This window comes from Dactylosporangium sp. NPDC051485 (assembly GCF_040682015.1).
Taxonomy (GTDB): Bacteria; Actinomycetota; Actinomycetes; order Mycobacteriales; family Micromonosporaceae; genus Dactylosporangium.
The window spans coordinates 39,865-51,768 of sequence record NZ_JBFAZW010000022.1 but is presented as its reverse complement, the minus strand read 5'-3'; the positions used below and the strand labels follow the sequence as shown (position 1 = coordinate 51,768).

Here is an 11,904-nt window from a genome sequence, read left to right as displayed (position 1 = left end):
GCGGGATCTCCTATGCGAGGAAGCTCTTGAGTTCGGTGACAAGCTTTTTGATGTGCCCGGAGAGCACCGGCGCGCCCATGTCCTTGAAGCGCTCGCGGAACCACGGGTTGACGCTCTGCTGCCCGCCGCTGCTGACCGAGCCGACCGGGATGAACTTGACCCCGGATCGGTGCATGGCCTGCATGGAGTCGAACAGCACCTGCGACTGCGACTCGTAGAAGTCGGAGATCCACACCACGACCGTGTTGCGCGGGTCGGCCACCTTCGGCTGGGCCAGCGCCATCGCCACCGTGCCGTCGGTGCCGCCGCCGAGCCGGGTGCGCAGCAGCACCTCGAAGGGGTCGTGCACCCAGGGCGTGAGGTCCAGCGCGCGGGTGTCGTAGGCCAGCAGGTGCACGTCGACCTTCGGCAGCCCGGCGAAGATCGAGGCCAGGATCGTGCAGTTGACCATCGCGCTGACCATCGAGCCGGACTGGTCCACGACCACGATCAACCGGGCCGGGGTGGTGCGCTTGGCCGTGTGCTTGTAGAAGAGCCGGTCGACGTAGAGCCGCTCGTCCTCGGGGCTCCAGTTGGTGAGGTTCTTCCAGATGGTGCGCTCGATGTCGAGGTTGCGGAACACCCGCTTCGGCGGCACCGACCGGTCGATCTCGCCGACGCTGGTCTGCTGGACCTGCGTGCGCAGCACCGCGGCGACCTCGTCGACGAACCGCCGGATGAGCGCCTTGGCGTTGGCCAGGGCGATCCCGGAGAGGTTGTCCTTGTCCCGCAGCAGCTGCCCGATCAGCGACATGCTCGGGGTGAGCCGCTTGGCCAGCGCCGGGTTGGCCAGCACCTCGCGCAGGTGCATCCGGTTGACCAGGTCGCCCTCAATCTCGCCGAGCGTGGCGCCCATCCCGCCCTCGCCCGGCCGGCCGCGCAGCGCCCCCGGGTCGTGGCCGAGCGCCTTCTCGAACCAGCCGGCGTCGGCCTGCCAGTTGCCCAGCTGGGTGGCGCTCACCCCGCCGGTGCCGGTGTTGAAGACGTTGATCAGCAGCTTGGAGACCAGCGCGGCGCGGCGCACCTCGCCGCCGGGCTGTCCGGCCTTTTCCTCGGTCATCAGCCCGTCGAACTCGGCGGCCAGGTCGGGGTGGCGCTGGACCAGGTCGTCGACCGTGGCGCCCGGGTCGAGCACGGCCGTGGGCAGCCCGATGTCCTCGACGATGGCGACGCTGGCGGACTCCAGGACGGCCTGCTCGTCGGCCTCGAACACCCGGCCGAGCATCCGCCAGTACAAGACCTGCCTGCGGTTCTCGTCGGCGTTCACTTGCGCAGCAACCTTCCGGCCCGCTCGCGCAGCACCTCGATCGCCTCGCCCTTCTTCGTGGGCTCCCAGTCGGCCAGGGCGGTGTTGTGCACCGCGACGAGCTTCTTCTTCACCGTGGCCCGCACCGCGAGCGGCTGCACCGTCCAGGCCCCGTCGTCCCAGCGCAGCAGCCCGATGGCGGCGCTCGCGGACTCCAGCAGGGCCGGGGTGAGCGGCCCGCAGGCCGGCAGCCGCCGCGCGTCCAGGGTGACCGCGGAGAGGTCCTCGATGAGCACCGGCTCGGCGATGCGGGCCGGGTGCCGCTCCAGCGGCGGGGTGGCCGGGGCGAGCGCGGCGCCGAGGTGCACGCGGGCGGTGGTGAACGGGTCGGCCTCGTCGCCGGGGGTGGCCCGCTCGTCGCGCCAGATCAGGTCGCCGCCCGGCAGCAGCGGCATGTCGGCGAGCTCCAGCACGCGGTGCTTGGCCAGCGCGCTCAGCAGCCGCGGGTGGTCGGCCAGCAGCAGCCAGATCGCCGGGCCGACGATCGTGTCGACCTTCGCCGCCGAGACGCTCGCGCGGACCAGCCGCGGCGGGGCGCCGCCGGCCGTCAGCACGCCGTGGACCTGCACCTGCACGGCGGTGGGGTGCTCGTGGACGTCGGCGCCGAGCACGTAGAGCTGCCCGGTCACCGGCTCGGCCTGGGCCTCGCCGGGGGCCCGGCCGCCGTCGCGGGCCAGCAGCAGCGCGCGGCTCCACAGGTCGGCCCAGCGGCGCACCGGCAGGTGCGCCAGGGTGGCGATCGGGCTGCCCGCGCGCAGCTCGGCGGCGAACCCGTCGAGCAGCAGCGCCAGGCGGCGCAGCTGCGGGTCGCCCAGCGCCGCCTCGATGGCCTGGGTGGAGGCGGCGACGAGGTCGTTGTCGACGCCGCGCCAGCCGGTGATGGCCAGCTCCCGCAGCCACGACCGGGCGCCGCCCAGCAGGTGGGTGGCGGCCGCGGCCGGTCCGGGCTCCCCGGCCCAGGTCTCGCGCCGGCGGCCCAGCGCCGCGTCGGCCTGCGCGAGCAGCGCGTCGTGGGCCGCCCCGAAGAGCGCGATCCGGGCCGCGGCCAGGGCGAAGAGGTGCTCGTCGGCGATCGAGCCGGTGGCGATCTTCTCGATCGCCTCGGCGACCGGATCGCGCAGGGGGCTGCCGGCGAACGCCGCGGCCAGGCCGGCCAGCGCGGCCGCCCGGTCCTCATCGACGCGGGCGAACCCGTGCACCAGGCCCTCGTCGACGGCGCCGGCCAGCTCGAGCGCGGCGGTCAGGCCGGCCTCGGCCTCGGCGGTGAACAGCGAGGACAGCATCAGATGTCGCTCCTCGTCTCGCGCACCGACGGGAACCAGTGCAGCTCGGGGATCGGCTCGCCGCTGCCGGGCACCTCCAGGTAGGCCAGGTGGCGCAGGAAGCGGCTGAACACCGTGGCGGCGGGGGTCGGCTCGTGGTGCGGCTTCAGCGCGCTGAGCAGCGAGACGCCCTCCTCGGCCTCGACCCGCAGGTAGCGGGCGACCCGCTGCCGCCCGTACTGCGCCTCGGCCTCGGCCAGCAGCGCCTGCAGGTGCTTGCAGGGATGGGCGCCGCGCAGCCCGCCGCAGGGCCGGTTGTTGTTCGTGCTGCAGCTGAGCCCGTGCGTGCCCGCGCCGATCGACGAGACGTAGACCCGCTCGATGTCGGAACCGCTGGACACCACGCCCTGCAGGCGCCCGTCGGCGAGCTCGACGAACGGCACCTTGGCCAGGTTGCGTGGCTCCACGGGCGGTATCACGACCGCCGTCGAGCGCGTTTCGACGCTCAAGACCATCTACCTCCAGCATTGGGGTGGTCCTTGACGCCGGTAGTTGTATCGCATGGGTACGACAAAAATTCAGGAACCCAGCGAGACGGCCTCCTTCAGGCAGGTGGGGACGTCGTGGGTGTGGTACGGCCATTCACTTGGCTCGATGTTGTGCACGAAGTTGGCGTACACCGCGGCCCCCAGCAGCGGGGCGGCCGGCGCGAGGAGCTCCACGGCCCGCTCCGGCTCGCAGCCGGGTGCCGTGCGACGCCAGAGGCCGGCCCAATGGGTCACGAGCGCCGAAGCCGAGGACGGGTCCAGGCCGCCGCACAGCCGGATGATGTCGAACGCCGGGTTGCCCAGGAAGGCGTCGCCCCAGTCGAGGATGGCCGGGAAGCGCACGTTGCCCGGGTGGAAGTCGCCGTGCACGAGGGTGTCGGGCATCGCCGCGGCGGCCAGCCGCCCGGGCAGCCCCGCCAGCACCGCGTCGAGCCCGATGATCTCGGCCAGCCACGGCTCGGCGGCCACGACGATCTGCTCGCGCAGCAGGTCGCCGCGCCGGTCCCGGGTCCCGCGACCGGCCAGAACGGACATCTCAGGCAACGCCCGCCGCTGCAGCTCATGCAGCCGGTCCGCCATCTCCAGGCGGGCGGCGAGCGGCGCGTCGAAGCCGTCCTCGCCGGGCAGGTGGCCGATGAGCTGCCGCCCGGTGCCGTCGGCGGCCAGCAGCGGCGGCGCGGAGCCCGGGGCGACCTCGCCGAGCCAGCCCAGCACCTGCCCCTCGGCCCGCAGGAACGGCGGCAGGTGCTTGAGCCACACCGCGCCGCCGGGGCCGTCCAGCGTCCACAGCCCGGAGAGGTTCCAGGTCTTGCGCTGCACGACCGAGGTCGCCTCGAAGTGCTCGAGCGCCCACCGCAGCGACTCGGCCGGCCCGCCCACTTCGGCGTAGGGTGCCCGCTTCGGATGCGGCACCGGCACGAAGTCCGTCTCGTCCAGGGGACGCGTCACATCGGAGGTTTCGGCGAGGTACGTTACCGAGCCCCCGTGCGGGTGCGGCCGAGAGGCATGCAGCAGCCGCAGCACGGTGACGTCGACGCCGAAGCGCTCCCGCGCCCCGGCGACCACGTCGTCCACCTCCGGCCAGTAGGGCCGCTCGACCGGGAACGCCGGCAGCGCGCCGAGCACGTCGCCGCCGGCGTCGACCAGCACGAGCGTCACCGTCCGCACGGCTACACCGGGCTCCCGTGCGCGGCCATCCGCCAGCCGGGCGCGTCGCAGCGGTGCCAGGTGGCGCTCACAGCGTCCGGGCCAGACGCTCGGCGACCAGGCGGGTGAAGCGGGAGGGGTCTTCCAGCTCGCCGCCCTCCGACAGCAGCGCGATGCCGTAGAGCAGCTCCGCGGTCTCGCCCAGGCCGGCCGCCGCAGGGTCGGCCGCGTGCGCCGCACGCAGGCCGCCGACCAGCGGGTGGTCGGGGTTGAGCTCGAGGATGCGCTTCATGTGTGGCATCTCCTGGCCCATCGCGCGGTACATCCGCTCCAGCGTCGGCGTCATGTCGTGCTCGTCGCCGACAATGCAGGCGGCCGAGGTGGTGAGCCGGGTCGAGAGCCGCACCTCCTTGACGTCCTTCTCCAGGGTAGTGCCGAGCCAGGCCAGCAGCGGCGCGAAGCCCTCGCTGCGCTCCGGTGCGATCTCCTCGGCGCCGAGGTCCACCTGGCCCTTGGCCACGGACTGCAGGGGCCGCTCGTCGTACTGCGCCACCTGCTCCACCCACACCTCGTCGACCGGGTCGGTGAGGATGAGCACCTCGTAGCCCTTGGCCAGGAACGCTTCGAGGTGCGGCGAGTTCTCCACGTGGGCCCGCGACTCGCCGGTCATGTAGTAGATGTCGCTCTGCCCCTCCTTCATCCGCTCCACGTATTCGCGCAGGGACGTCGGCTCCTGCGAGTGCGTGGACGGAAGCAGGAGCAGGTCCAGCAGCGCCTCGCGATTCTCGGCGTCGTCGAGCAGGCCCTCCTTCAGGGTGCGGCCGAACTCGCCCCAGAACGTGGAGTACCGCTGCTGGTCCTTGTCCTTGATCTCCCGCAGGGTGCTCAGCACCTTCTTCACCAGGCGCCGCTGCACGACCTGGATCTGGCGGTCCTGCTGCAGGATCTCGCGGGAGATGTTGAGCGACAGATCGTGCGCGTCGACGACGCCCTTCACGAATCGGAGGTATCGCGGGGTGAGCGCCTCGCAGTCGTCCATGATGAACACGCGCTTGACGTAGAGCTGCACCCCGCGCTTGCCGTCGCGGGTGTAGAGGTCGAACGGCGCGCGGGCCGGAATGAACAGCAGCGCCTCGTATTCGAAGGTGCCCTCGCCGCGCATGTGAATGGTCTCGAACGGGTCGGTCCAGTCGTGGCTGACGTGCTTGTAGAACTCGTGGTACTCCTCGTCGGCCACCTCGCTGCGCGGCCGCGCCCAGAGCGCCTTCATCGAGTTCAGCGGGGTGTCGGCGCCGTCCAGGCGGATGGGCCAGGCGATGAAGTCCGAGTACTTCTTGACGATCTCCCGGATCTTCCATTCCGCCGTGTAGTCGAACAGCCGGTCCTCACTGTCCTCCGGCTTGAGGTGCAGCGTGACCGTGGTGCCCTGAGGGGCGTCGTCGAGGGGCTCGATCTCGTACGTCCCCTCACCCGCCGACTCCCATCGGGTGCCCTGGCTCTCGCCCGCCTTGCGGGTCACCAGCGTCACCTTGTCGGCCACCATGAACGTCGAGTAGAAACCGACGCCGAACTGCCCGATGAGCTCCGCCCGCTGCTGTTGTTCGGGCGATTCCCGCAGCTTGCGCAGCAGTTCCGCGGTGCCCGACTTGGCGATCGTGCCGATCAGCGAGACGACGTCGTCGTGAGACATGCCGATGCCGTTGTCCCGGACCGTGATCGTGCGCTGCTCCTTGTCGACCTCCAGCGCGACGTGCAGGTCGCCGGTGTCCACGTTGAGCTCCTTGTTGACCAACGACTCAAGGCGGAGCTTGTCCAGCGCGTCGGAGGCATTTGAGATCAGCTCACGCAGGAAGATGTCCTTGTTGGAGTAGATCGAGTGCACCATCAGCTGCAACAGCTGCCTGGTCTCGGCCTGGAACTCCAGCGTCTCGCTCACGTCGACTCCCTCTCGAGGCTAACGACCGCGAAAAAGAATACTGGCGCCGTGTCGATTCCGTGCCGCCTAGTTCGTACAGGGGACAGCCTCGTTCGTACAGGGGGACAGCCTCGCTCGTACAGGGGACAACAGAACGGCACCGAGGAGGATGAAATGAAGGAGTATCTGCTCAGCGTCGTCGAGCCCAGCACCGTCGAGCCGCCGGCGCCCGAGGAGCTGGCGAAGATCGGGGCCCGGGTCGAGCAGCTGGACCGGGAGGTCAAAGAGGCCGGGGTGTGGGTGTTCAGCGGCGGGCTGCACCCGCCGGCCAGCGCCACCCTGCTGCACCCCAAGGGCGACGACGTGCTGATCACCGACGGGCCCTTCGCCGAGGGCAAGGAGCACCTCGGGGGGGTTCATGATCCTGCGCTGCGCCGACCTGGACGAGGCGCTGGAGTGGGCCCGGCGGGCGGTGGCGGCCACCTCCCTGCCGATCGAGGTCCGACCCTTCCGATGAGCCGGGAGGTGGAGCGGGTCTTCCGCGAGCAGTACGGCCACGCGGTCGCCGTGCTGGTCCGCAGCTTCGGCGACATCGACCTCGCCGAGGAGGCGGTCCAAGAGGCGTTACGCCGCCGGCTCCGGCGCCGCGCTCGTGCGCGACGACCTGTGCGCCGAGGCGATCCGCCTGGCCCGGATGCTGCACCGCCTCCTGCCCGACGAGCCTGAGGCGACCGGCCTGCTGGCCCTCATGCTGCTGGCCGCCGCCCGGCGCCCGGCCCGGGTGGACGCATCGGGCGCCCTGGCGCCGCTGCCCGAGCAGGACCGCTCCCGGTGGGACCGGGCGGCGATCGCGGAGGGCCACGGCATCGTGCTCGAGTGCCTGCGGCGCGGCCGGCCCGGGCCGTACCAGATCCAGGCCGCGATCAACGCCGTGCACACCGACGCCGCCCGGGCCGCGGACACCGACTGGGCGCAGATCGTCCGGCTGTACGACCAGCTCATGACCGTGGCGCCGTCCCCCGTCGTCGAGCTCAACCGCGCGGTCGCGGTGGCCGAGCTCGACGGGCCCGACGCCGGGCTGCGGCTGATCGAGGGGCTGCGGTTGCCGCGGTACCACGTGCTGCACGCCGTGCGCGCGGACCTCCTGCGCCGGGCGGGCCGCGACGCCGAGGCCCGGGCCGAGTACGACGCCGCGATCGAGCTGGCCGGCAACGAGGCCGAGCGCGCTTTCCTGCGGGCGCGCTCGACCCTCGGCCCCGTGAGTGGGACTCTAGAGAGATGACGCATCCGGTGCTCGCCCAGCTGCTCGCCGTCGCGCTGATCGTCGCCGTGGTCGCGCTGGTCGTCGTCGTCATCCCGGTCAACCGGCGCGGCGCCCCGATCAGCGCCCGCCCCGGCCGCGACGACCGTTACTGGTACGGCTTCATCTACGCCAACCCGGACAACCCCAACCTGATCGTGCCCAAGCGGCTGGGCCTGGGCTGGACAGTCAACTTCGGCCACCGCCGCGCCTGGCAGGCCGTCTTCGGCGTGCTCGCCTTCATCGCCGTGAGCATCATCATCGGCACGCTGGCCAGCGCCGACGGCCGGCATTAGTCGACCGCCAGCCAGTCCCGGGCCGCCCGCACGGGCGCCGGCACGGATGACGCCGCCAGGTTCACCTACGCCGTGGACGCCCTGCCCGGCCCGCCGGATGCCGGGCACACGCAACACGGCGGCGGCCACGAGGGCCGCCGCCGTGATCGGCTACTCCGCGCTTGAGCGCGCCCAGAGGTTGATGCCGGACTCCGTCGCGTGCTTGTCAATCGCGGCCAGCTCGGCCGCCGAGAACTCCAGGTTGCCCAGCGCCGCCACGTTGTCCTCCAGCTGGCGCACGCTGCTCACGCCGATGAGCGTGGAGGTGACCCGCGGGTCGCGCAGCGTCCAGGCCAGGGCCATCTGGGCCAGGCTCTGCCCGCGGGAGGCGGCGATCTCGTTCAGGGAGCGGATCTTCACGAGGTTCTCCGCGGTCAGCCAGTCCTGCGACAGGGAGCTGCCCTCGCTGGCCCGGGATCCCGTGGGCACGCCGTTGAGGTAACGGTCGGTCAGCATGCCCTGGGCCAGGGGCGAGAAGGTGATGCAGCCGATGCCCTCGCGCTCGAGCACGTCGAGGAGCTCGTCCTCGATCCAGCGGTTGAGCATCGAGTACGACGGCTGGTGGATGAGCGCCGGGGTGCCCAGCCGCCGCAGGATCGCCGCGGCCTCGGCGGTCTTGGCCGGCGAGTAGGAGGAGACGCCGACGTACAGCGCCTTGCCCTGGCGCACCGCCGCGTCCAGGGCGCCCATCGTCTCTTCCAGCGGCGTATCGGGGTCGAAGCGGTGCGAGTAGAAGATGTCGACGTACTCCAGGCCCATCCGCTGAAGGCTCTGGTCGAGGCTCGCCGTCAGGTACTTCCGCGACCCCCAGTTGCCGTAGGGCCCCGGCCACATGTCGTAGCCGGCCTTGGTCGAAATGACCAGCTCGTCGCGGTACGGGTGGAGGTCGGTGGCCATCACGCGGCCGAAGTTCTCCTCCGCCGAGCCGTACGGCGGCCCGTAGTTGTTGGCCAGGTCGAAATGCGTGATGCCGAGGTCAAAGGCGCGCCGAACGAGCGCGCGGTGGCCGTCCAGCGGCCGGTCGTGGCCGAAGTTGTGCCACAGGCCGAGGGAGACGGCCGGCAGCTTCAGGCCGCTGCGTCCGCTGCGGCGGTAGGTCATCTGTTCATAACGCGAGGAATCCGCGGTGTACGCCATGATCACAACCTAGTTGCGCTAACCCACCGTGCGCACGATGTTGCCGCCTGGATCACGGATCAGCGAGCGGACGATCTCCACCACCAGCGGCCCGGCGCCGGCCGGGGCACGGACCCCGGCGACGGGCACCAGCACCGCCACGAGCCCGTCCAGGGCCTCCCCGGTCAGCGCGACCTGGAGCTGGTCGTCGGCGTCCTGCGCGGTACCGACAAAGAAACTGCCGGACGAGAACTCCACGCTGCTCTCCGGCCCGTCCAGGCGCAGCGTGCGGCCGAACGGCAGGCGGCCCAGCAGCGTCTGCGCGACCCGCGGGGCCACGTGCGCGCCCAGCACCAGGCGCACCAGGTCGCCGTCGGGGCGCCAGCCGAACTCGGCCAGGGCCAGGGTGGCGGTGGCCGACCCGTCGACCCGCCGGCCCTCCTCGACCGCCTCGGCGACCTCCGGCTCGTCGGCGACCGACGCCCGGTCCAGATCGGTGACGAGCAGCGGGATGCGCCGGGCCAGCAGCTCCAGGAAGCCGTGGACGCTCCAGGCCTGGGTCGCCTCGTACTCGTCCGGGGTGATCCCGACGACCTGCAGGAACTGCACGGTGCCGTTGGCCGTCGCGATCGTGCCGAGCTCCGGGTCCTCGGCGAAGACGACCGCCCGGATGAGCGTGTCGCGGTCCAGGGCGATCGGGCCGTTGAGGTCCATGTGGTGGTTCGGCTCGAACCAGTTTCCGGTCTGGTAGACGTACCGCGCCAGGTTCTGCAGGAAGTTGGCGGCCCAGATCGGCGGCTCGGTCTCGGCCGGCCGGCGGGCGATCCGGAACGTGAACTCGAAGCCCCAGCCGGACTCCTCCGGATTGTCGGTCTGTTTGCCGTAGAGCTCGCTCATGCCGTACGAGATGGCGTGCCAGTGCGGGATCGGCTCCAGCCGCGGGAAGAAGGCGACGGCCTCCAGGGGGTCGTGGCCGCGGGCGAAGCGGGGTGCGGCGCCGGGGTACAGCCGCGCGAGCGCCGCGTCGATGGCCGCCCAGCCGGATGCTTCGGGGTCCATGCGCTGAATTAAACCCGCTCGATGGCGGGCCGGCATATCCGGAAATCCTTCACCCCGGGCCGGGCCCGTCGATCAGATCGCGGGGAGGGTAGCCGCTGCAGGAGGGCACGAGCATGCGCTGGTTCGCCGATCGGCCCGTCGCGGTCAAGATCCTGATGACCTGCGGCCTGTTCGCCGTTGCCGCCGTCGTGGCCGGCTTCGTCGGCGTGTCCAGCCTGGCCGCCGTCTACGAGCACGGCGAGGCCATCGAGAGGGAGAACTTCCGCCCGTCGCTGCAGCTGGACAACCTGCGCGCCCAGGCGCTCACGGCCCGCATCGCGATCCGCGACGTGGCCCTGTCGCCGGACAAGGCGGCGGCCGAGCAGCGGCTCACCGCGGCCGACGACGCCGTGGCCGCGGACGCCGCCGCCTACCTGCTCAACGCGACCGACCCCGGCGCGGTGCGGCGGTTCGAGGTCGCCTGGGCGCAGTACGTCCAGGTCCGCGACAGCGAGCAGCTGCCGGCCGCGCGCCACGGCGACCTCGTCACCTTCGAGAAGGTGGCCACCGGCAAGGCCAACGCGCTCATGGCCACGGCGATGAGCGACCTGGACGCCGCGGCCAAGGCCGAGTCCGACGAGGCGATCGACCGCGTGGCCGCGGCCCGCCAGGACTACCACCGGGCGACCGCCATGCTCATCTCCGTGCTCGGCGCCGGCGTGCTGCTCGGCGCCGCGCTCGCCGCCTACACCGTGCGGCGCATCGTCGTGCCGCTGCGCCGGGTCGGCACGGTGCTGGCCGCGATGGCCGACGGCGACCTGACCGGGCTGGCCGCCAGCGGGGGCCGCGACGAGATCGGCCGCATGTCGGAGGCGCTGGACGCGGCCACCGCCCGCACCCGGCAGACCGTCCGCGAGGTGGCCGACACCGCCGCCGGGGTGGCCGCCGCGGCCGACCGGCTCGCCGCGACCAGCGAGGAGATCGCCCACGCGGCCGAGACCACCTCGACCCGCTCGGACGCGGTCGCCGCCTCGGCCGGCCGGGTGGCCGGCAACGTGCACAGCGTGGTCGCCGGCGCCGAGCAGATGACCGCCTCCATCCACGAGATCGCCCGGTCGGCGACCCAGGCCGCGAGCGTCGCCGCCGCCGCGGTCCGGGCGGCCGAGACGGCGTCGGGCACAGTCACCCAGTTGGACGGCTCGTCGACCGAGATCGGCAACGTGCTCAAGCTCATCACCTCGATCGCCGAGCAGACCAACCTCCTCGCCCTGAACGCCACCATCGAGGCGGCCCGGGCGGGCGAGGCCGGCAAGGGCTTCGCCGTGGTCGCCAACGAGGTGAAGGACCTGGCCCAGGAGACGGCCAAGGCCACCGAGGACATCGCCGGCCGGGTGGGCGCCATCCAGGCCGACGCGCGCGCCGCGGCCGCCTCGATCGGCGAGATCAGCACGGTGATCGACGAGATCAGCCAGTACCAGACCACGATCGCGGCGGCCGTCGAGGAGCAGACCGCGACGACCGGCGAGATCAGCCGCAACGTCGCGCAGGCCGCGGTCGGCACGGACGAGATCGCCTCCACCATCACGGGGGTGGCCGAGGCGTCGCGGACGACGAGCGGCGGCATGGGACAGTCGCGCACGGCGACCGCGGAGCTGGCCACGATGGCCGGTCACCTGCAGCAGCTGGTCGGACAGTTCCGGTACTAGGTTCTTTTGACTCCGGTCCCGTCGCTCGCGTCAGCGCCTGGTCCGGGTCGATCAGAGCTCCGCCTTATCGCCCCAGGCCAGGCGAAACGGTCGGCCTTGGGGGCCTCCCTGCCGGGTCCGCGGCGCCAGGATCAGGAACGAGATCGCGTACCTTGATCAACCCGAAACTGATCAGGACGGACACACGACATGC

At 72.0% G+C, this 11,904-nt stretch carries 10 protein-coding genes and 1 pseudogene; 4 read left to right on the top strand and 7 right to left on the bottom strand.

Annotated features, from left to right (window positions below):
* Positions 1-10: 10 nt before the first annotated feature.
* The 5 genes from AB0M46_RS15350 to htpG all read right to left on the bottom strand — a co-directional run bounded on the left by AB0M46_RS15350 (position 11) and on the right by htpG (position 6,237).
* Positions 11-1,264 (bottom strand): VWA domain-containing protein, encoded by a 1,254-nt coding sequence (locus AB0M46_RS15350; protein WP_363336380.1) that lies wholly within the window; start codon positions 1,262-1,264, stop codon positions 11-13.
* Positions 1,265-1,302: 38 nt separating this feature from the next.
* The gene (locus AB0M46_RS15345) at positions 1,303-2,628 is read right to left on the bottom strand and encodes a hypothetical protein (protein ID WP_363336277.1); all 1,326 of its coding nucleotides are present in this window, start codon (positions 2,626-2,628) and stop codon (positions 1,303-1,305) included.
* Positions 2,628-3,122 carry a hypothetical protein gene (locus tag AB0M46_RS15340; protein ID WP_363336275.1) on the bottom strand — a complete coding sequence of 165 codons (495 nt, stop codon included), beginning with the start codon at positions 3,120-3,122 and terminating at the stop codon, positions 2,628-2,630. Before AB0M46_RS15340 ends, AB0M46_RS15345 begins: the two co-directional genes overlap by 1 nt.
* 63 nt (positions 3,123-3,185) lie before the next feature.
* On the bottom strand, positions 3,186-4,322 hold the full coding sequence (locus AB0M46_RS15335; RefSeq protein WP_363336273.1) for an aminoglycoside phosphotransferase family protein: 1,137 nt from the start codon (positions 4,320-4,322) through the stop codon (positions 3,186-3,188).
* Positions 4,323-4,389: 67 nt separating this feature from the next.
* Positions 4,390-6,237, bottom strand: coding sequence for a molecular chaperone HtpG (htpG, locus tag AB0M46_RS15330; protein WP_363336272.1), 1,848 nt, complete (start codon positions 6,235-6,237; stop codon positions 4,390-4,392).
* Positions 6,238-6,634: 397 nt separating this feature from the next.
* Here htpG and AB0M46_RS15325 point away from each other — a divergent pair, with 397 nt between their 5' ends.
* The 3 genes and pseudogenes from AB0M46_RS15325 (at position 6,635) to AB0M46_RS15315 (ending at position 7,812) form a co-directional block, all read left to right on the top strand.
* Positions 6,635-6,733 (top strand): hypothetical protein, encoded by a 99-nt coding sequence (locus tag AB0M46_RS15325; RefSeq protein ID WP_363336270.1) that lies wholly within the window; start codon positions 6,635-6,637, stop codon positions 6,731-6,733.
* A gap of 108 nt (positions 6,734-6,841) precedes the next feature.
* Positions 6,842-7,498, top strand: a pseudogene (locus AB0M46_RS15320) (DUF6596 domain-containing protein); the annotation flags it as partial.
* A complete protein-coding gene (locus AB0M46_RS15315) occupies positions 7,495-7,812 on the top strand; it encodes a DUF5808 domain-containing protein (protein WP_363336268.1) in 318 nt (105 codons plus the stop codon). The pseudogene AB0M46_RS15320 and the gene AB0M46_RS15315, both read left to right, overlap by 4 nt.
* A gap of 150 nt (positions 7,813-7,962) precedes the next feature.
* Here AB0M46_RS15315 and mgrA read toward each other — a convergent pair whose 3' ends face one another.
* Both mgrA and AB0M46_RS15305 read right to left on the bottom strand, forming a co-directional pair.
* The gene (gene mgrA, locus AB0M46_RS15310; RefSeq protein ID WP_363336266.1) at positions 7,963-8,994 is read right to left on the bottom strand and encodes an L-glyceraldehyde 3-phosphate reductase; all 1,032 of its coding nucleotides are present in this window, start codon (positions 8,992-8,994) and stop codon (positions 7,963-7,965) included.
* Positions 8,995-9,006: 12 nt separating this feature from the next.
* The gene (locus tag AB0M46_RS15305) at positions 9,007-10,026 is read right to left on the bottom strand and encodes a suppressor of fused domain protein (protein ID WP_363336264.1); all 1,020 of its coding nucleotides are present in this window, start codon (positions 10,024-10,026) and stop codon (positions 9,007-9,009) included.
* Between the two features lie 113 nt (positions 10,027-10,139).
* Here AB0M46_RS15305 and AB0M46_RS15300 point away from each other — a divergent pair, with 113 nt between their 5' ends.
* Positions 10,140-11,711 carry a methyl-accepting chemotaxis protein gene (locus tag AB0M46_RS15300; RefSeq protein WP_363336262.1) on the top strand — a complete coding sequence of 524 codons (1,572 nt, stop codon included), beginning with the start codon at positions 10,140-10,142 and terminating at the stop codon, positions 11,709-11,711.
* Positions 11,712-11,904: the final 193 nt, after the last annotated feature.